Raw genomic sequence first — 19,186 nt, 5'->3', positions numbered from 1 at the left:
CGGCAATCACGGACGGAGGCGCAGATGCAACGATCGTTGCGGATGCAGCATTGGATGGGATGGTTGGCAGCGGTGATGGCCGCGGTCTGGACCAGCCTTGCCGTGGCAGCCGCTCCGGTCGTGGTGTTGCCGGTCACCGGTGCCATTGGGCCGGCCAGCGCAGCCTACGTGATCCGCGGCCTGCAACAGGCACGCGATCAGGGAGCGCAGCTCGTTGTGCTGCAAATGGATACGCCCGGCGGCCTCGATGCGTCGATGCGCCAGATCATTCAGGCCATCCTTGCGTCGCCCGTGCCGGTGGCGGGCTACGTGGCGCCCGGCGGCGCGCGGGCAGCGAGCGCTGGCACCTACATTCTCTACGCCTGCCACGTTGCGGCGATGGCGCCCGCCACGAACCTGGGTGCGGCGTCTCCCGTGGCAATCGGCATGGGCGGCCACGCCCCGAGCCCCGGCGACGGCGCCAAGCCGGCCAGCGCGCCAAGCGCCTCTTCCAGCAACGAAGACACCCTCGCCCGCAAGCAGATGCACGACGCGGCGGCGTACATCCGCGGGCTGGCGCAACTGCGCGGTCGCAACGCGGAATGGGCCGAGCGCGCCGTGCGTGAGGCCGTGAGCCTCGACGCGACCGAAGCCGCCAGCCAGCACGTGGTCGACCTTGTTGCCGCAAGCCTTCCTGATCTGCTCAAGCAAGTCGACGGCCGCGCGGTGCGCACGTCCGCCGGCGACGTCACGCTGCGTACAGCCGAGGCAACCATCGTCACGCTGGAGCCGGACTGGCGCAACCACTTCCTCGGCGTCATTACCGACCCGAGCTTGGCGCTGTTGCTGCTGACGGTGGGCGTGTATGCACTGATCTTCGAATTCTCGACCCCTGGCATGGTCGTGCCCGGCATCCTCGGCGCAGTGTGCATCGTAGTGGCGCTCTACGGGCTGCAGATGCTGCCGATCAACTACGCGGGGCTTGCCCTCATTGCACTTGGCCTCGGCTGTATGGTGGCTGAAGCATTCCTGCCGACGTTCGGCGCGCTCGGCGTGGGCGGCATCGTTGCGTTCGTGCTGGGCGCGGTGATGCTGATCGATACGCAAACCCCGGGCTTTGGCGTGCCGCTTCCGCTCATCATCGGACTGGCCTTCGTAAGCCTGACCGTTGTTCTAGCGCTCTCCAGCCTGGCGGTGCGTGCGCGACGGCGGCCGATCGTGACCGGCGGCGATACGCTCATCGGCATGACAGGCGAAGTAGTGGACGTCGATACACCGGACGCCGATGCCGACAGCGACGGCTGGGCGCGCATCCATGGCGAGCGCTGGCGCGTGCGCTGCGATGGTGGCATCGCGCGTGGCGATCAGGTGCGTGTGATCGCCCGGCGTGGGCTGACACTGATGGTGGAACCCGTTGCCCCCCTCGCCGCGTCTTCATAAGGAGAAGAAAAATGCTTTACGGCTTCTTCAGCGCAGGCGGCCTGATCTTCCTGGCCGTGCTGCTGGTCATCTCGTCGTTCCGGGTGCTGCGCGAATACGAGCGCGGCGTGGTGTTTCTGCTGGGCCGCTTCTGGCGCGTGAAGGGGCCGGGGCTGGTGCTGATCGTACCGGCGATCCAGCAAATGGTGCGCGTGGATCTGCGTACGGTTGTGATGGACGTGCCGCCGCAGGATGTGATCTCGCACGACAACGTTTCGGTCAAGGTCAATGCGGTGGTGTATTTCCGTGTGGTCGATCCGGAGCGCGCCATCATCCAGGTGGCCAACTATCTGGAAGCCACCAGCCAGCTCGCCCAGACGACGCTGCGGGCCATCCTGGGCAAGCACGAGCTGGACGAGATGCTGGCCGAGCGCGAAAAGCTCAACCTCGACATCCAGAAGGTGCTCGACATCCAGACCGACCCGTGGGGCATCAAGATCGCGAACGTGGAGATCAAACACGTCGACCTGAACGAATCGATGATCCGCGCCATCGCCCGTCAGGCCGAGGCCGAGCGCGAACGCCGTGCCAAGGTCATCCACGCGGAAGGCGAACTGCAGGCGTCGGAAAAGCTGCTCGAAGCCGCACGCATGCTAGCCCAGCAGCCCGAGGCAATCCAGTTGCGCTATCTTCAGACGCTCACGCAGATCGCCGGCGACAAGAGTTCGACGATTGTCTTTCCGCTGCCGATGGAAGTGCTGGGCGCGGTAAAGAAAGCCGCCGGCGGCTGACCCGCATCACAGATCGATCTTCATGCCGAGCTTGAACAGCCGCGGCGCGCCCATCGACAGACGGTTGTTGCCGGCGCCCGCCCAGTAGCGCTTGTCGGTCAGGTTGTCGACATTGAATTGCAGCGTCGCGCGCTTGCCCGAAATCCGCGTCACATAGCGCACGCCTGCGCTGAAGAGCGTCGTGCCGCCCAGCTCTGCTTGGTTGGCGTCGTTCACAGGCCGTGGGCCGAGGTAGTAGGCGCCCGCGTTGAACGAGACAGCACGCAGCATCGGCAACGTGTATTCGGCAAAGACGCTGGCAGTGCTGCGCGGCGTGTTTTCCGGCGTTTTTCCGTCGAGGCCATTGCCGACACCGCGGAACTTCGCGTCCGTCCAGCCGGCCGAGGCCAGCAGCGACAAATCCTGGGTGACGCGGCCTTGCGCGGTCAGCTCGATACCCCGAATCCGCTCGCGGCCGTCCTGCACGAAGATGTTCGCGTCGTTGGTGTAGCTCGCCGCGCGGTCGATGTCGTACACGGCAGCGGCGAGCTGTGTGCCGGCCGGTGTTTCGTAACGCAGGCCGAGTTCCTTCTGCTCCGACAGCGCGGGCGGCATGGCCACATTGGCATTGGCGGCCGTATTTGGGGCGCGCGCTCCGGCTTCCAGGCCTTGTGCGTACGACGCATACGCCGACAGCGTCGGCGTGAACTTGTAGATGACCGCCCCCAGCGGCGTGGTCTTGCTGGCTTCATAACGGTTGGGCGCCTGCTCGCTGGTATAGCGCGTGTAGCGCAGTCCGGCGATCACCTGCCAGTGCTCCGACAGCGTCATGCGATCCAGCGCGTAGACGCCGCTGTCTACGGCGCGCTGCTCGGCGGTAAAGCCGGTGCCGGTGGTCGGCAGCCAGCCGAGGTCGACCGGGTTGTACAGATTCTGCGCGCCTGAGAAGCGGTCCGAGTACACGGCCGCCTGACGCATGTCGGATCGCGCCACGCCGAAGGTCAGGTCATGCGTGATCCACCCCGTCTTCTCGGTACCGGAAACGTCTACCCGCACGTGGCTGGTATTCCAGCGACCGCTCTGGCGCTGGCCGGACAGCGTGCCGGCGCCCGTCAGCGTGTTCGTCAGCCGAAATTCGGAGAACGCCCGCGTACGCGCCGTTTCCGACATGCCACCCTCCACCGTCAGCAGCCATGCGTCGGCGAGCGCGTAATCGGCACGCAGCAACGCGTTTGTGTTGTTGCCGTCAAAGTCGGCCCAGCCCGGCGCAATGCGTTTGGCCGGATCGGGCATGGCCGGCAAGGTGATGACGCCGTTTTTGGCGGCGGGCAGCGTCACCACCGACTGTTCGGTGATGACCTTGCGCGAATATTCCACGTCGGCTTTCAGGCTGAGCCGGCTGTTGACCTTCCAGTCGAAGGCCACGGCCGCGAGCTGGCGCGTACCGTCAATGCCGCTCGTCGGCGACTGCAGCGAGCCGCCCGCCGCATTGAAGCGCAGGCCATATTGATTGTCTTCACCAAAACGGCGCCCCAGGTCCAGCGTGCCGACCACACTGCCGTTGCTGTCGAACTGCATGCCCAGCGTTGTCACCCGCGTGTTGCCGGCCCGCTTGGTCACGAGATTCACCACGCCGCCCGGCGTCGTGTAGCCGTAATACAGCGCCGATACACCCTTGAGCACCTCCACGCGTTCCTTGTCTTCCAGCGGGATCGCCGTGAGTGCAGCCATCGGCATCGAGCCGTTGAAGCGGAAATTGGTGCGGTTCTCCAGAGTCACGCCGCGGATGGCGAGGTTGTCGAACGTTTCGCCTGAGAGCTGCTGGCGCGTCACGCCGGCCGTATTGCGCAGGGCGTCGTACAGCGACGTGTCCTGCTGCGCGTCGAGCGCCTCGCGCGTGACCACGTTCACGGTGGCAGGGATGTCGCGCAACGCCATCCCGCGGAACGCTCCGACCTGTGCCGTGCTGGCTGCAAAGCCCCGCTGGCTGCCTGCCGTGATAGTCGTCTCGTTGAGGTCCACCGTGGCGCCGCCTGCAGCCGGCTGGCCTGCTTCGGCATGCGCCAATGTGGAAACGGCAAGAGGAATGGCGGCGAGCGCGCACGAGAAGGCGCGAGCCGCGAGATGACGGTTCATCGCGGGCAAAGGGTCGATCAGGATTGGCGAAACCGGACGCGCGGCAATGCGCTCAGAGAAGAGAAAACGCGCCGCAATACATCACGCGGCGCGTCGACCCCTTGGCTGGCAGGTGGAAACCTGCTGGCTCGCCCGGTGGGAGCGATGGTCAGCGGTCGGGCATTCGCCTCTGGCCTTCCATCAAATGCGAATGATTCGCATTATATAGATTGAAATGTGATGTCGGCAACTGTTAATTCGCCGGCACCCCCTGTTTCCACTGGGGCCAGTGCTGCACGATGTCGTCCAATAACGGCTTGGCCGCATTGACGAGGTTGTGCGTGGCCGGCACAAAGCCGCCCTGCTGCGCATAGTTGATGAGCCCGTCGGAGGCGCTCTGGCCGTCGTACGGACGATCGAAGTCGGACCCGGCGCGCAGCAATGCCACACGGCTGAAGTCGACCTTGCCGGCACGGGCGCCGCGCGTCAGGACTTCCAGCGTGGCGTTGTCTTCTTGCGCCGTCGTGCAGTAGGTGCCCTTGTTGTCGGTCATCGTCTTCACCCAGTCACGCGCTCGCTGTCCGAGGTTGCGGCCGGCCCACCATGTATCGGCGGAAGCCACGTCGCACTGGATGACGGCAGGCGGCTGATTGGCCGGCGCATATGCGTAGTTCTTGCGGAAGGCGATGGCCTCGGGGCTGTCTTCCAGCGTCGCCGATTTCGACAGCGTGTACGCCTTCTGCAGCAGCGTCTCGTTGAGCTGGAACACCTCGGTGCGGTAGTCCATCGGCGGCTTCTGGCCGGGGCCCTTGGTGCCGATGCCAAAGTAGCCGTACGGCCAGCCGGCCGGCATCTCGCGCGCATCGATCTCGTGCGACAGGCCGTAATCGACCGCATACCGCGCCCACGCCGCCGAGCCCACCGTCCCCTGCCGCGGATCGATGCCCGCAATGCCGGCAATCACAAAGTACGTGTGCGAGAGATCCAGCTTGCTGCGATAGAGCAGCGCGGAAATCGTCGACGCGGCATTTGCGTAGCCCATGCCCGTGGTGACCTGGCAGATGCCGTCGTAGTTGCACAGCATGTTGGGCGCGTCGGGCGACAGGCCGGAGATGTAGACCTTCTCCTTCAGGTCGTAGCGGTCGATAAAGGGTTGGGCTTCGCCCTGGAACATGTTGATGACGATGACCTTCACTCCGTCATACGCGCAGCTGTTCAAGGTCAGCGCTGCGGCACCGACGGCGCAGAGCTTGGCGATCGTACGCAAACGCGGCATGGGCATCTTGAATCGGGAATCGATCATGGCGAGGGCACTCCGTGTTTCCACACGCTCCAGCGCGTGACGATCTCGTTGACCAGCGGGCCACCCGCCAGATACAGGTTGTTGAGCGAAGGCACGAACCCGCCCGAGTTGCTGTTGACCAGCGAGTCGTACGGTGTCTGCCCCGGATACGGCCGATCGAAATTGGATGCAGTGCGCAGCACGGCCACCCGCTGCAGATCGAGCAGCCCCGCCTTCGCGCCGCGCGTGAGCGCCTCAAAGGTGGCGTTGTCTTCCTGCTGCGTGGTGCAATACGTGCCCTGCCCGTCCGTCAGCAGCTTGACCCACGCGGCTTCGCGCTCGCCCAGCTTGGCGCCGTGCCAGTACGTGTTGCCGGCAGCGGTGTCGCATTGCACGACAGACGGCGGCTGGTTGGCGGGTGCGCTCGGGTAGTTGGCACGATAGGCCCGTGCGGTGGCGTTGTCGTCCAGCACCGCGCCCTTGGAGAGCGCCAGGGCCTTCTGCAGCAGCGCCTCGTTCACGCGAAAGACTTCGGTCTTGTAATCCAGCGGCGGCTTCTGCCCTGGGCCTTGCGTGTTGATGCCGATGAAACCGTTCGGCCAGCTGGCGGGCACCTCGCGCGCATCGATCTCCCACGCGATGTCGCTGTCGACGAGGAAGCGCGCCCACGCCGCGCTGCCGAGCGTGCCCTGCGACGGATCGATCCCCGCAATGCCCGCCACGAGGAAGTACGTGCGCTGCAGATCGAACTTGCCGCTGTAGATCAGCGCAGATACGGATGACGCAGCATTTGCCTTGCCCATGCCGGTGGTGAGCTGGCAGACGTCGCTGGCATTGCAATGCACGTTCGGGTAGTCGATGGACAGGCCCGGCACCGGCACGTCCTGCGTGAGGCCAAGCTTGTCGATCCACGGTTGCGCCTCGGGCGCGAACATGCTGATGATCAGCACCTTGACCTTGCGCGCGTGCGATTCCGGTGCGAGTTGCGCACCCGGCTGCGTCGACGCGCCAACGCCCGCCGCCAGCAATGCGCCAACCGCGACGGCACGCGCCAATCGTTTGCCTTTGCGCCCGAGCAGCCGGTGCGGCGGCTGCGGTGGCGGGGCGTCAACCTTGTCAGATAGGACGCTCATGGTTCTCCTCGGATTTTTGGGATACGGATGGAGTCAACCCGCGCTGGGGGGGCCAGCGCGCGCCACCGATGCAAATTGCCTGCCAAGGGGCACGCAATCGCTACACAATCGGCAACGTTTTCCCGGTATAGGCCATGGCGGGGCCTGTCTCTAGCGGCTGGCGTTTGCCAGCCAACTTGTCAAGCTGGCTTATACAAGACTGCGATGCGTGCGCGGCGCACGGAATGGGGCCCCAAAGGCGAACGGCGCGCGCCCCGTTTCCAGGAACGCGCGCCGTTCAGCGCATCCGGTGCGAAGGCTTACATCAGACCTTCTGCTGCACCCACGCCGCCACGCCGGCCAGCGCCTGCGGCAGGTTGTCCGGTTCCGTACCGCCAGCCTGCGCCATGTCCGGGCGGCCGCCGCCCTTGCCGCCGACTTGCTGGGCGACAAAGTTGACCAGTTCGCCCGCCTTGACCTTGGCCGTGGCATCAGCCGTCACGCCGGCAATCAGCGCGACCTTGCCGTCGGTCACGCTGCCCAGCACGATGGCGGCGGTCTGCAGCTTGTCCTTGAGCTTGTCCATGGTCTCGCGCAGCGTCTTGGCATCGGCGCCGTCCAGCTTGGCAGCCAGCACCTTGATACCGGCAACGTCCACGGCCTGGCTCACGAGTTCGTCGCCCTGGCTTGCGGCCAGCTTCGATTTCAGGCGCTCCAGTTCCTTCTCGAGCGTCTTGACCTGGTCCTGCACCTGCACGATGCGCGACGTCAGTTCCGACGGCTGCGCACGCAGTACGGCAGCCGCTTCGTTGATGCGCGTATCGAGCGTCTGCAGGTAATGCAGCACGTTGTCGCCAGTGATGGCCTCCACACGGCGAATCCCCGCCGCCACGCCCGATTCGCTCACGATCTTGAACAGGCCGATGTCGCCCGTGCGCGCCACGTGCGTGCCGCCACACAGTTCCTTCGACGAACCGATCGACAGCACGCGCACTTCGTCGCCGTACTTCTCGCCGAAAAGCGCCATCGCCCCATTCTTGACCGCGTCGTCAAAGCCCATGAGCTGCGCGCTCGTGGCCGCGTTGGCGAAAATTTCTGCGTTGACGCGCGCTTCCACTTCGCGGATCTGCAGCGGCGTCATCGGTGCGTTGTGCGAGAAGTCGAAGCGGGTTTTTTCCGCATCCACCAGCGAGCCCTTCTGCTGCACGTGGCTGCCCAGCACTTCGCGCAGCGCCTTGTGCATCAGGTGGGTGGCCGAGTGGTTGCGCATGGTGCGCGCGCGGCGCACTGCGTCCACCTCCGCCGCCACGGCATCGCCAACCTTCAGCACGCCGGTGCGCAGCTCGCCGTGGTGGCCGAACACGTCCGGCCGCACCTTGAGCGTGTCGACCACATCAAACCAGACGGTCGCAGCCTTGAGCGTGCCCTGGTCGCCAACCTGGCCGCCCGATTCCGCATAGAACGGGGTGTGGTCCAGTACCACCACGCCGGTCTGGCCCGGATGCATTTCCTGCACCGATGCACCGTCGACAAACAACGCCGTCACACGCGCGGTTTCGCGCACAAGCTGCTCGTAGCCGTGGAACGTCGTCTTGTCGCCGGTGTAGTCGAGCGTGCCGGCGGCCATCTTGAACTTGCCGGCGGCGCGTGCCTGCTCGCGTTGGCGGGTCATGGCGGCGTCAAAGGCGGCTTCGTCGACGATCACGTCGTTCTCGCGGCAGACGTCTTGCGTCAGGTCCAGCGGGAAACCGTAGGTGTCGTGCAGCTTGAAGGCCAGCTCGCCGTCGAGCATCTTGGCACCCGAGGTCTTCAGCTCGCCCAGCGCGGCGTCGAGGATCGACATGCCGTGCTCGATGGTCTCGAAGAAGCGGGCTTCTTCCGTGCGCAGCACTTCGACCACGCGGTCGCGCGCCTCGCGCAGTTCCGGATAGGCTTCGCCCATCTGCGCGACGAGGTCGTCCACCAGCTTGTGGAAGAACGCTGCGCGGCAGCCGAGCTTGTAACCGTGACGGATGGCGCGGCGGATGATCCGGCGCAGCACGTAGCCGCGGCCCTCATTGCCCGGGATCACGCCGTCGACGATCAGGAAGGAGCATGCACGGATGTGGTCGGCAATCACGCGCAGCGAGTTGTTGGCCAGATCCTTCGTGTTCGTCTCGCGCGCAGCGGCAGCGATGAGCGCCTGGAACAGGTCGATCTCGTAGTTGCTGTGCACGTGCTGCAGGATGGCAGCCAGGCGTTCCATGCCCATGCCGGTGTCGACGCACGGTGCGGGCAACGGAGTCAGCGTGTATTCGCCGGTCGCCGGATCGAGCTGGCGATCGAACTGCATGAACACGTTGTTCCAGATTTCGATGTAGCGGTCGCCGTCGGCTTCCGGGCTTCCCGGGGGGCCGCCCCAGACGTCCGGGCCGTGGTCGTAGAAGATTTCCGAGCACGGGCCGCACGGGCCGGTTTCGGCCATCTGCCAGAAGTTGTCGGAGGCATACGGCGCGCCCTTGTTGTCGCCGATGCGCACGACGCGCTCGGGCGGCAGGCCGATGACCTTGGTCCAGATGTCGTAGGCCTCGTCGTCGGTCTGGTAGACGGTGGCCCACAGCCTCTCAGCCGGCAGCTTGTATTCCTGCGTCAGCAGCTCCCACGCCCACACGAGTGCGTCGCGCTTGAAGTAGTCGCCGAACGACCAGTTGCCGAGCATTTCGAAGAACGTGTGGTGGCGCGCCGTGTAGCCGACATTTTCCAGGTCGTTGTGCTTGCCGCCGGCGCGCAGGCAGCGCTGCACGGAGGCCGCGCGCACGTACGGGCGCTTGTCGGTACCGAGGAAGACGTCCTTGAACTGCACCATGCCGGAGTTGGTGAACAGCAGCGTCGGGTCGTTGCCCGGCACCAGCGGCGAAGAGCGCACCACGGTGTGGCCCTTGCCCTCAAAGAACGTCAGGAATTTTTGGCGGATATCGGAGGCTTTCATGTCGCGGGGTGCCGGAGTCAGCATGGCGCCTGGGGCAACCGCCCGGCGCATCTTGGATCAGTGCAAGCTATTGATTATACGGGGTTGCTAATGTATTAGCGCCCATTCGTCGCATGGGGCTGGGGGTACCCCGGAGCGTGGTGTAGAGTGCACCCGTTCCAATCGTGTCGATTCGTCAATCCATGGGCGCTCTGAGCCATCTTCGTGTTCTCGACCTGACCCGCGTGCTTGCCGGCCCCTGGTGCGCACAGAACCTTGCCGATTTTGGCGCCGACGTCATCAAGGTGGAGCGTCCCGGCGCCGGCGACGACACGCGCACATGGGGCCCGCCGTGGCTCAAGGACGAAGCGGGCAACAACACCGCCGAAGCCGCCTATTACCTCGCCGCCAATCGAAACAAGCGGTCGATCACCGTCGACATCAGCACGCCCGAGGGCCAGGACATCGTCCGCCAGCTCGCCGCGCACGCCGATGTGGTGCTCGAGAACTACAAGGTCGGCCAGCTCAAGAAGTACGGACTCGACTATGCATCGCTCAAGGCGGTGAAGCCGGACCTCGTCTACTGCTCGATCACGGGCTTCGGCCAGACCGGCCCTTACGCCCCACGCGCCGGCTACGACTTCATCGTGCAAGGCATGGGCGGCTTCATGAGCCTGACCGGCGAGCGCGACGACCTGCCCGGCGGCGGTCCGCAAAAGGCCGGCGTGGCCATCTCGGATTTGATGACCGGCATGTACGCCACCGTGGCCGTGCTGGCGGCGTTGGCCCATCGCGACCGCACCGGCGAGGGCCAGTACATCGACATGGCGCTGCTGGATGTGCAGGTCGCCATGCTGGCCAACATGAACACCAACTACCTCGCCAGCGGCGAGGCCCCCAAGCGCTGGGGCAATGCGCATCCGAACATCGTGCCGTATCAGACGTTCCAGGCAGCCAATGGCTGGATCATCGTGGCGGTCGGCAACGACGGGCAGTTCCGGCGCTTTGTGGATGCGGGCGGCATGCCCGAGCTGGCCGACGACCCGCGCTTTGCCACCAACCCGCAGCGCGTGGCCAACCGCGACGTGCTGGTGCCGATCCTGGCCGAAATGGTCAAGCGCTTCGGCAAAGGCGAATGGATCGACAAGCTTGAAGCCGCCGGCGTGCCGTGCGGCCCGATCAATTCGCTCGACGAGGTGTTCGACAACGAGCAGGTGCAGGCGCGTGGCCTGCGTGTCGATCTTCCGCATCCGAGCGCGGGCACCGTCAAGCTTGTCGGCAGCCCGGTCAAGATGAGCGCCACGCCGCCCAAGGCCGCCAGCCACCCGCCGCTGCTCGGCGAGCACACCGGGGCCGTGCTGCGCGACGTGTTGAACCTGAGCGCGGACCAGGTCGACTCGCTGCGCAGGCGCGGCGTGATCTGAACCGGAGCATTTGGCGCAAACCATTTCCCCACCCCTGACGAGGTCCACATGTGGCTTGATGCGTTGCTGGCTTACTTGCATTACATCTCGATCTTCACGCTAATCGTCTTTCTCACCGCCGAGGCCGTGGTGCTGCGTCCCGACATGACGCCGGAGATCCGCAAACGCCTGGGACGTTATGACGCTGTGTACGGCGTGGCGGCCGTCGCGGTGGTTGTCACCGGCGTGCTGCGTGTGATTTACGGTGCGAAGGGCTACGCGTTTTATGTCCACAACCCGATCTTCCACATCAAGATCGGGCTGTTCATTCTCGTGGGGCTGATGTCGATTGTTCCGACCATCAACATCCTGCGCTGGAAGAAGCAGGGCAAGACGCTGCCCGACTTCGTGCCCACGCCGTCGGAGATTGCCAAGACGCGCCGCTGGGTCATGGTCGAGTCGCACCTGATCATCTTCATTCCGTTGGCGGCCGTGCTGATGGCGCGCGGTATCGGCATGTAATTGCACCGGGGACCGCGCAACCGCGCGGTGCGGCCCCAATGTTGCCCAGGGCAACGCTAGGGACAAACCCTGAACCGTTTGCCCGGGGCGCCGCGCCGGCTCATGAAGCGGCATACCCTCCCCTCCGCAAGCTGCTTGAAAGCCGGTCTGCTTAGCGTGCAAACTTGGTCGCCTTACCAGGCATAAGGCGGCCCGCCGAACCCGCGCGGCACGCCATCCCGAGGAGACCAGACTTGCAGAACGATCCACGAGGTCGTCCGGTGATCCGCAGTCACCAGGACTTTGCATCCGGCGTCATGTTCATCGTCGCCGGTGCGGCGTTTGCCCTTCTGGCGCGCAGCTACCGCATGGGCACGGCCGGCAGCATGGGCCCGGGCTACTTCCCGTTCTGGCTGGGCGTGGTGCTCGTGCTGCTGGGCGTGGTTGTCGTCGTGCAATCGGTGTCCCGCAAGGGCGTGGTCGATCGCATTCCGCGTTGGGACGTCAAGACGCTGCTGTGGGTTCTCGGCTCCGTGGTGCTGTTCGGGCTGTTGCTGCAACCGCTTGGGCTGGTGCTCTCGCTTGTGGTGCTCGTGCTGGTCTCCAGCATGGCCAGCCACGAGTTCACGCTCAAGGGTGCGGCCGGCACCGCCATCGTGATGGTGGTGATGAGCCTGGCGGCCTTCGTGTACGGGCTCAAGCTGCAGTTCCCGGTGTGGCCGGCCTTCATCGGCAATTGAGCGAGAGGCACACGACACCATGGACCTCTTCGCCAATCTCGCTCTGGGCTTCTCCACAGCGCTTTCCATCCAGAACCTGATTTACGCATTCATCGGCTGCGTGCTGGGTACGTTGATCGGCGTGCTGCCGGGCCTCGGCCCCATCGCCACGATTGCGATGCTGCTGCCGGCCACGTACGCGCTGCCGCCGGTGGCCGCGCTCATCATGCTGGCCGGCATTTACTACGGCGCGCAGTACGGCGGCTCCACCACAGCCATCCTCGTTAACCTGCCGGGCGAATCCTCCTCGGTGGTGACGACCATCGACGGCTACCAGATGGCGCGGCGCGGGCGCGCGGGCGTGGCGCTGGCCACGGCGGGCCTCGGCTCGTTCTTCGCGGGCTGCGTGGCCACGCTGGTGCTGGCGGCGTTTGCCACGCCGCTGTCGGAATTCGCGTTCAACTTCGGGCCGGCGGAATACTTCTCGCTGATGGTGCTGGGCCTGATCGGCGCGGTGGTACTGGCGTCGGGCTCGCTCGTCAAGGCGATTGCGATGATCGTGCTGGGCCTGTTGCTCGGCCTGGTCGGCACCGATGTGAACTCGGGCACCGCGCGTTATTCGTTCGACGTGCCGGAGCTGGCCGACGGGCTGAACTTCGTGTCGGTGGCGATGGGCGTGTTCGGCTTTGCCGAGATCATCGCCAACCTCGAACAGAAGGAGCATCGTGAAACCTTTGTCGAGCACGTGCGTAACCTCTGGCCCAGCCGCGAAGATTTCAAGCGCATGATCCCGGCCGTACTGCGCGGCACGGCGCTGGGCTCGCTCCTGGGCATCCTGCCGGGCGGCGGCGCGACGCTGGCATCGTTCGCGTCGTACTCGCTGGAGAAGAAAACCTCGAAGTATTCAAGCGAATTCGGCAAGGGCGCCATCGAAGGCGTGGCGGGCCCGGAATCGGCCAACAATGCTGCGGCGCAGACGTCTTTCATCCCGCTGCTCACGCTGGGCATTCCGCCCAACGCAGTGATGGCGCTGATGGTGGGCGCGATGACCATCCACAACATCCAGCCCGGCCCGCAGGTGATGACCAGCAACCCGGCGCTGTTCTGGGGCCTCATCGCCTCGATGTGGATCGGCAACCTGATGCTGATCGTGTTGAACCTGCCGATGATCGGCGTGTGGGTACGCCTGTTGAAGGTGCCGTATCGCTTCCTGTATCCGGCCATCCTGGTGTTCTGCTGCATCGGCGTGTATTCAGTGTCGAACACGACGTTCGATATCTTCCAGACCGCGCTCTTCGGCTTGATCGGCTACATGTTCGTCAAGCTGCGCTGCGAACCGGCGCCCATGCTGCTCGGCTTCGTGCTTGGGCCGATGATGGAAGAGAACTTCCGCCGCGCGCTGCTGCTCTCGCGCGGGGATTTCTCCACTTTCGTTATGCGGCCGCTGTCGATGGGGCTGCTGATCGCGGCGGGCATCCTCGTCTTGCTGGTGGCGCTGCCCGCCATCAACAGAAAACGCGTGGAAGCGTTTCAAGAAGAATAAGCATGGCGACGTTGCTGCATCGCACCCTACGAAACCGGAGGCCTGCCCTCCGGTTTTTGTTTGCGCACGCGGCGGCGCAGCATTAGAGCCAGACCTCCACTTCAGTTGACGTCGGACACGGCGCTTCGGATAACGGAGGGCGATCGGCCCAAAGAGGTCGACCACCCATCCAATGTCCAGGAGACAACCGAATGTCACAGACTTCCCTGCTCCATGCTGTGTATGGATCAGCGCGCAGCTTCCTGCGCACGCACGCTGCAGCCGCCGTCTTGGCCGCATCGGCCCTCAGCTTGGGTGCCGTCGCGCCGGCGCAGGCCGCCAGCACCTATGCCGCGACGAAGTATCCGATCGTGTTGGTGCATGGCCTGTCGGGCACCAGCAAGTTTCTCGGCGTGGTCGATTACTGGTATCAGATCCCCGAAGACCTGCGTGCCAACGGCGCCAATGTCTACGTGGCCGATGTCTCCGCCTTCAACGATGAAACCGTGCGCGGAGAACAGCTCGTCAGCCAGATTCGCAGCGTGCTTGCCGCCACGGGCGCCACCAAGGTCAACCTCATTGGTCACAGCCAGGGCGGCCTGACCTCGCGCTATGCGGCGGCAGTGGTGCCGAACCTCGTGGCCTCCGTCACCACCATTGGCACGCCCCACAAAGGGTCGGAGTTTGCGGACTTTGTGGAATCGACACCGGCGCCGTTCCAGGCGCTCGTGAACCTCGGTGCCGACGTATTCGGCTCGGTGCTCGGCTGGTTCAACGGCAACAGCAATCCGCAGAACGGCTTTGCGGCGCTGCATATCCTGTCGACATCGGGTGCGGCTGATTTCAACAAGGCGTTCCCCAGCGCGGGCCTCGCCAGCGGATGCAACACCGGCAGCGCCACCGACGTGCGCAATGGCAACGTGCAGAAGCTGTATTCGTGGACGGGCCGCTCCACTGCCACCAACGTGCTCGACGTGTTTGATCCGGTGCTGGTTTTCAGCGGCGGCGTCATGCAGGCGCGCGGTTCGGGGACGAATGACGGGCTTGTCTCCGTATGCAGCGCGAAGTTCGGGCAGGTCTTGTCGACGGATTACGCGTGGAACCACCTGGATGAGGTCAACCAGCTGCTCGGTCTGATCGGCTGGGGCGCGGCCGACCCGGTCGCGGTGATCCGCACGCAGGCCAATCGGCTGAAGACGGCCGGTCTCTGACCATCCGAGCATTCGACCACCCAAGGCATTCGCCACCATGAAGCCCCAATCGCCCTCGATACAGCCCATGACGTTTGTTGTCGCCGTGCTGGTGGCGGTGTCGATGGCGGGCGGAGTCTACTGGTGGCATGCGTCGGACGCGCCTGACTCCCCCATGGCGCAGCCGCAGGCGGCCAAGGGCGCCTTCATCGGCAGTGTCGGCGCCGAACCTTCGGCACAGGCCGCGCCTGCACCGGAGCTGGCCGATACACAGGCGCCGGACGGCCTGCATGTGGATACGAGCGGCCACCTCATCCTCGAAGCCGCCAATCGCGCGGTGTTCGACTACTTCCTCGACGTGCCCGCCTCGCTGCCCGAGGTGCAGCGTGTGTCGATGGCCGAGGCGCATCTGCGCGCCAAGCTGATCACGCCGGCACTGGCAGAAGCGCAATCGCTGCTCCAGCACTACCTGGCCTATCGCAAGGCGGCGGCTCAAACCGGCGCCACCAGCCGCAACAAGCCGAGCCTCGAACAGGTCCAGCAGCGCCCGGAGCTGATCGCCACGCTGCGCCAGCAGTTGAGCGACCGCACCGCGCTGCGCCGCCAATACCTTGGCGCGGACGTCGCCCAGGCCTGGTATGGCGATGACGACGCGATGGACGCCGCCGCGCTCGACCGCCTCGCTGTGATGGCCGACCCGTCGCTCACGCCGGAACAGCGTACGGCCAGGATCGCCGCCATCGACGCCAATCTCCCGCCATCGGTACAGCAGGCGCGCCGCGACGCCTCCGCCCCGCTCAAGCTCGCCAGCGACATGGAAACGTGGACCAAGCAGGGCATGAGCGAAGCCGAGATGCGCCAGCGCCTGTCGGCCCGGGGGGTGGACAACCTGGTAGCCGACCGCCTCATCCAGGGCAATCGCGAGGAAGCCGACTGGCGCACCCGCTACGTCGCGTACGCCCGTGAACGCGATCGCATCAACGCCTTTGCCGGCCTGTCGGATGCCGATCGGGCCGCGCAAATCGCACAACTGCGCCAACAGACCTTCACCGCCTCGCATGAGCTGTTGCGCGCACAGGCGCTCGATGGCCTGGCCCAGCGTAAATAGCGTCCCGGGGCGCGGAGCGCCGGGCACGGTAAAATCCCGGGATTGCCGAATCACGCACTCCCATGAGCCAAGACAACGCCACCGCCCCGACGTCCAACTTCCTGCGCCAGATCATTGACGCCGACCTCGCGCAAGGCACCTACGCCGATCGCAAGGACGCCACTGGCCAGCCGATTCCGCCGGTGGTCACGCGCTTTCCGCCGGAGCCCAACGGTTACCTGCACATCGGTCACGCCAAGAGCATCTGGGTGAACTTCGGCATGGCCCGCGATTACAACGGCCGCTGCCACCTGCGCTTTGACGACACGAACCCCGTCAAGGAAGACACCGAATACGTCGATTCCATCATCGACGCCGTGCACTGGCTCGGCTACTCGTGGAGCGACGCCGGCGGCGAACACCTGTACTACGCCAGCGACTACTTCGAGCAGCTCTACGGCTTTGCCGAGGTGCTGATCCAGCGCGGCGTAGCCTACGTCGACAGTCAGAGCGCCGAACAGATCGCCGCCAACCGCGGCGATTTCACCCGCCCGGGCACACCGTCGCCGTTCCGTGATCGCTCGGTGGACGAAAACCTGGCGCTGTTCCGCGACATGCGCGCCGGCAAGTACAAGGACGGCGAGCACGTGCTGCGCGCCAAGATCGACATGGCCGCGCCGAACATCGTGATGCGCGACCCGGTGCTGTACCGCATCCGCCATGCGCATCACCACCGCACCGGCGACGCGTGGTGCATCTACCCGATGTACGACTTCACGCATTGCATTTCCGATGCGCTGGAGAACATCACGCATTCGCTCTGCACGCTGGAGTTCGAGAACAACCGCCCGCTGTATGACTGGGTGCTCGACCACCTGCGTGATGCCGGCGTGCTGGCCGCCCCGCTGCCGCATCAATACGAATTCGCGCGCCTGCACCTGACCTACGCCATCACCAGCAAGCGCAAGCTGCTGCAACTGGTGACGGAAAAGCGCGTCGACGGCTGGGACGACCCGCGCATGCCGACGCTCGTTGGCATCCGCCGCCGTGGCTACACGCCCGAATCGATCCAGCTGTTCTGCGAACGCGTGGGTGTGTCGAAGGCCGACAGCTGGATCGACATGAGCATCCTGGAAGGCGCCGTGCGTGACGACCTCGACGCGCGTGCGCCGCGCTCGGTGGCCGTGCTGGACCCGGTCAAGCTGGTGCTCGACAACGTGCCGGCCGATTTCAACGAGCCGTGCTCCGCACCCGTGCACCCGAAGCAACCCGAACTCGGCCGCCGCGAATTCCCGCTCACGCGTGAGCTGTGGATCGAGCGCGAAGACTTTACCGAGACGCCGCCCAAGGGCTACTTCCGCCTCTTCCCGGGCAACAAGGTGCGCCTGCGCTACGGCTATGTGATCGAATGCACCGGCTGCGACAAGGATGCCGACGGCAACATCACCGCCGTGCACGCCAACATCATTCCGGACACGAAGAGTGGCACGCCGGGTGCTGACAGCGTGAAGGTGAAGGGCAACATCCACTGGGTGAGCGCCGCACATGCGCTGGAAGCTGAAGTGCGCCTGTACGACCGCCTGTTCAGCGATCCGCAACCGGATTCGGGCGACAAGAACTTCCTGGATGCGCTCAACCCGCACTCCAAGAAGATCGTCACGGCCTACCTGGAGCCGACGCTGGCAACGGCCAAGGCGGAAGACCGCTTCCAGTTCGAGCGCCATGGCTACTTCGTGGCAGACCGCAGCGACTCGCAGCCGGGCAAGCCCGTGTTCAACCGCGTGGTCGGCCTGAAGGACAGTTGGGGCAAGTAAGCACAGGCCCATGCGCGCCATGGGCCTCTGATATCGGAGGCATCATGCGTGCATGGATTCTATTGCTGGCGGGGTTGTTCACCTCTCCCGCCTTCGCCGCGTCATTTGCGCCAGACCTGGCGCACACATCGGTCTACTTCGGCGCATCGCATTTCGATCGCAGCACGATGCGCGGCCGCTTCGACAAAATCGACGGCGCCATCAACTTCGATGAAGCCACCCACCAGGGCGGCTTCGATTTCACCGTCGACGCCGACTCCATCAACACGCGCCTGCGCGTGCTGGACGGCGTGCTGAAATCGGAGCAGTTTCTCGACGCTGCGAAGTTCCCGGTCATCCGTCTGCGCAGCGACCGCTTTGTCGTGGAAGGCGGCAAGCTCATAGCCATTGAGGCCAATCTGACGCTGCACGGTGTGACGCAGCCTGTGCGGCTAGAGGTGCGGCGCTTCAGTTGCGGCGACGAAAAGATGCCCGGCAGCACGCGCCACGTCTGCGGCGGCGATTTTCACCTCGCCATTGCCCGAAGCGCCTTCGGCATGACGCGTTTCCTGCCCGACGTGGGTGACCGCGTCGACCTCGACATCAGCGTGGAAGCCACGCCTCAATAAACCTCGCAATCCATCCATGCCCAATATCGATTTCGCCTTGACCACCGAATACATCGAGCTGCACAAGCTGCTCAAGCTCACCGGCGTGGTGGACAGCGGCGGCGCCGGCAAGGCGGTTGTCGCCGATGGTGCGGTCACGGTCGACGGCCAGCCGGAACTGCGCAAGACGGCCAAGATCCGAGCGGGCCAGGTTGTCATGCTCGGGGATGTGCGCATTGCCGTGCAAGGTTTCGACTAACGTCTCAGGTGTTTGAAAACGCGCCTTGTGCTACGGTGCGGCACCTTCACACCCATCCACATCCAGGAGACTGACCATGCCGATCGCCCTCTGGTGCGTTCTGGTGGCAGCGGTGTTGCCGATCGTGTGCGTCGGCATCGCCAAGGCCAAAGGCCCGCGGTACGACAATCGCAACCCGCGCGCGTGGCTCGCGCAGCAAACCGGCGTCGCGGGCCGTGCCGCCGCCGCACAGCAGAACCACTTCGAAGCGTTTCCGTTCTTTGCAGTGGCAGTGCTGGTGGCCATCCTGGGCGGCGGCATCATCGACCGCATCAACCTGCTGGCCATCGCATTTATCGTGGTGCGCGTGCTGTACACGGTGTGCTATCTCGCCAACTGGGCTCCGCTGCGTTCGCTGATGTGGTTTGCGGGCTTTGCCTTGTGCGTTGCGCTGTTCGTGCAACCGGCCTTTGCGCACTGAACATGCGCTCCGCCAGGAAG

General features: G+C 65.1%; 16 protein-coding genes. 12 read left to right on the top strand and 4 right to left on the bottom strand.

Annotated features, from left to right (window positions below; genetic code table 11):
• The first annotated feature begins 24 nt into the window (after positions 1-24).
• The gene (locus RP6297_RS03780; protein WP_009238738.1) at positions 25-1,419 is read left to right on the top strand and encodes an NfeD family protein; all 1,395 of its coding nucleotides are present in this window, start codon (positions 25-27) and stop codon (positions 1,417-1,419) included.
• Positions 1,420-1,430: 11 nt separating this feature from the next.
• Positions 1,431-2,189 carry a slipin family protein gene (locus tag RP6297_RS03775; protein WP_009238739.1) on the top strand — a complete coding sequence of 253 codons (759 nt, stop codon included), beginning with the start codon at positions 1,431-1,433 and terminating at the stop codon, positions 2,187-2,189.
• A gap of 6 nt (positions 2,190-2,195) precedes the next feature.
• Here the strand turns inward: RP6297_RS03775 and RP6297_RS03770 are convergent, their stop codons facing one another.
• The 4 genes from RP6297_RS03770 to alaS all read right to left on the bottom strand — a co-directional run bounded on the left by RP6297_RS03770 (position 2,196) and on the right by alaS (position 9,645).
• Positions 2,196-4,304: a TonB-dependent siderophore receptor gene (locus RP6297_RS03770; protein WP_009238740.1), complete on the bottom strand. Its 2,109-nt coding sequence runs from the start codon at positions 4,302-4,304 to the stop codon at positions 2,196-2,198.
• A gap of 232 nt (positions 4,305-4,536) precedes the next feature.
• Complete coding sequence (locus RP6297_RS03765) at positions 4,537-5,586, bottom strand: purine-nucleoside phosphorylase (RefSeq protein WP_009238741.1); 1,050 nt, start codon at positions 5,584-5,586, stop codon at positions 4,537-4,539.
• Positions 5,583-6,698 carry a purine-nucleoside phosphorylase gene (locus RP6297_RS03760; RefSeq protein WP_009238742.1) on the bottom strand — a complete coding sequence of 372 codons (1,116 nt, stop codon included), beginning with the start codon at positions 6,696-6,698 and terminating at the stop codon, positions 5,583-5,585. The genes RP6297_RS03765 and RP6297_RS03760 overlap by 4 nt, the downstream gene beginning before the upstream one ends.
• Positions 6,699-7,002: 304 nt before the next feature.
• The gene (gene alaS / locus RP6297_RS03755) at positions 7,003-9,645 is read right to left on the bottom strand and encodes an alanine--tRNA ligase (protein ID WP_009277328.1); all 2,643 of its coding nucleotides are present in this window, start codon (positions 9,643-9,645) and stop codon (positions 7,003-7,005) included.
• 182 nt (positions 9,646-9,827) lie between these two features.
• Here alaS and RP6297_RS03750 point away from each other — a divergent pair, with 182 nt between their 5' ends.
• The 10 genes from RP6297_RS03750 (at position 9,828) to RP6297_RS03705 (ending at position 19,166) form a co-directional block, all read left to right on the top strand.
• Positions 9,828-11,048 (top strand): CaiB/BaiF CoA transferase family protein, encoded by a 1,221-nt coding sequence (locus RP6297_RS03750; RefSeq protein ID WP_009238744.1) that lies wholly within the window; start codon positions 9,828-9,830, stop codon positions 11,046-11,048.
• Between the two features lie 48 nt (positions 11,049-11,096).
• Complete coding sequence (locus RP6297_RS03745; RefSeq protein WP_009238745.1) at positions 11,097-11,549, top strand: DUF2214 family protein; 453 nt, start codon at positions 11,097-11,099, stop codon at positions 11,547-11,549.
• Positions 11,550-11,845: 296 nt separating this feature from the next.
• Positions 11,846-12,268, top strand: coding sequence for a tripartite tricarboxylate transporter TctB family protein (locus tag RP6297_RS03740; RefSeq protein ID WP_223293278.1), 423 nt, complete (start codon positions 11,846-11,848; stop codon positions 12,266-12,268).
• A 19-nt stretch (positions 12,269-12,287) separates the two neighbouring features.
• Positions 12,288-13,790: a tripartite tricarboxylate transporter permease gene (locus RP6297_RS03735; RefSeq protein ID WP_009238747.1), complete on the top strand. Its 1,503-nt coding sequence runs from the start codon at positions 12,288-12,290 to the stop codon at positions 13,788-13,790.
• A gap of 191 nt (positions 13,791-13,981) precedes the next feature.
• Positions 13,982-14,980: a lipase family alpha/beta hydrolase gene (locus RP6297_RS03730; protein WP_009238748.1), complete on the top strand. Its 999-nt coding sequence runs from the start codon at positions 13,982-13,984 to the stop codon at positions 14,978-14,980.
• 67 nt (positions 14,981-15,047) lie between these two features.
• Positions 15,048-16,067: a lipase secretion chaperone gene (locus RP6297_RS03725; RefSeq protein ID WP_009277326.1), complete on the top strand. Its 1,020-nt coding sequence runs from the start codon at positions 15,048-15,050 to the stop codon at positions 16,065-16,067.
• Positions 16,068-16,129: 62 nt separating this feature from the next.
• Positions 16,130-17,860 carry a glutamine--tRNA ligase/YqeY domain fusion protein gene (locus RP6297_RS03720; RefSeq protein WP_009238750.1) on the top strand — a complete coding sequence of 577 codons (1,731 nt, stop codon included), beginning with the start codon at positions 16,130-16,132 and terminating at the stop codon, positions 17,858-17,860.
• A 44-nt stretch (positions 17,861-17,904) separates the two neighbouring features.
• Complete coding sequence (locus tag RP6297_RS03715) at positions 17,905-18,468, top strand: YceI family protein (RefSeq protein WP_009238751.1); 564 nt, start codon at positions 17,905-17,907, stop codon at positions 18,466-18,468.
• Positions 18,469-18,484: 16 nt separating this feature from the next.
• Positions 18,485-18,706, top strand: a complete 222-nt coding sequence (locus RP6297_RS03710; protein WP_009238752.1) for an RNA-binding S4 domain-containing protein — start codon at positions 18,485-18,487, stop codon at positions 18,704-18,706.
• 76 nt (positions 18,707-18,782) lie between these two features.
• The gene (locus tag RP6297_RS03705) at positions 18,783-19,166 is read left to right on the top strand and encodes an MAPEG family protein (RefSeq protein WP_009238753.1); all 384 of its coding nucleotides are present in this window, start codon (positions 18,783-18,785) and stop codon (positions 19,164-19,166) included.
• The last annotated feature ends 20 nt before the right edge of the window (positions 19,167-19,186 follow it).

The sequence above is a fragment of the Ralstonia pickettii genome (genome assembly GCF_016466415.2).
GTDB lineage: Bacteria > Pseudomonadota > Gammaproteobacteria > Burkholderiales > Burkholderiaceae > Ralstonia > Ralstonia pickettii.
The sequence above is the reverse complement of the archived record's forward strand: the minus strand, read 5'-3'. Positions and strand labels throughout refer to the sequence as shown.

Coding starts and splice junctions, on each gene's coding strand:
- RP6297_RS03710 (WP_009238752.1), top strand. CDS start 18,485: ATGCCCAATATCGATTTCGCCTTGACCACCGAATACATCGAGCTGCAC.
- RP6297_RS03730 (WP_009238748.1), top strand. CDS start 13,982: ATGTCACAGACTTCCCTGCTCCATGCTGTGTATGGATCAGCGCGCAGC.
- RP6297_RS03780 (WP_009238738.1), top strand. CDS start 25: ATGCAACGATCGTTGCGGATGCAGCATTGGATGGGATGGTTGGCAGCG.
- RP6297_RS03760 (WP_009238742.1), bottom strand. CDS start 6,698: ATGAGCGTCCTATCTGACAAGGTTGACGCCCCGCCACCGCAGCCGCCG.
- RP6297_RS03765 (WP_009238741.1), bottom strand. CDS start 5,586: ATGATCGATTCCCGATTCAAGATGCCCATGCCGCGTTTGCGTACGATC.
- RP6297_RS03750 (WP_009238744.1), top strand. CDS start 9,828: ATGGGCGCTCTGAGCCATCTTCGTGTTCTCGACCTGACCCGCGTGCTT.
- RP6297_RS03740 (WP_223293278.1), top strand. CDS start 11,846: ATGTTCATCGTCGCCGGTGCGGCGTTTGCCCTTCTGGCGCGCAGCTAC.
- RP6297_RS03715 (WP_009238751.1), top strand. CDS start 17,905: ATGCGTGCATGGATTCTATTGCTGGCGGGGTTGTTCACCTCTCCCGCC.
- alaS (WP_009277328.1), bottom strand. CDS start 9,645: ATGAAAGCCTCCGATATCCGCCAAAAATTCCTGACGTTCTTTGAGGGC.
- RP6297_RS03775 (WP_009238739.1), top strand. CDS start 1,431: ATGCTTTACGGCTTCTTCAGCGCAGGCGGCCTGATCTTCCTGGCCGTG.
- RP6297_RS03705 (WP_009238753.1), top strand. CDS start 18,783: ATGCCGATCGCCCTCTGGTGCGTTCTGGTGGCAGCGGTGTTGCCGATC.
- RP6297_RS03735 (WP_009238747.1), top strand. CDS start 12,288: ATGGACCTCTTCGCCAATCTCGCTCTGGGCTTCTCCACAGCGCTTTCC.
- RP6297_RS03770 (WP_009238740.1), bottom strand. CDS start 4,304: ATGAACCGTCATCTCGCGGCTCGCGCCTTCTCGTGCGCGCTCGCCGCC.
- RP6297_RS03725 (WP_009277326.1), top strand. CDS start 15,048: ATGACGTTTGTTGTCGCCGTGCTGGTGGCGGTGTCGATGGCGGGCGGA.
- RP6297_RS03720 (WP_009238750.1), top strand. CDS start 16,130: ATGAGCCAAGACAACGCCACCGCCCCGACGTCCAACTTCCTGCGCCAG.
- RP6297_RS03745 (WP_009238745.1), top strand. CDS start 11,097: ATGTGGCTTGATGCGTTGCTGGCTTACTTGCATTACATCTCGATCTTC.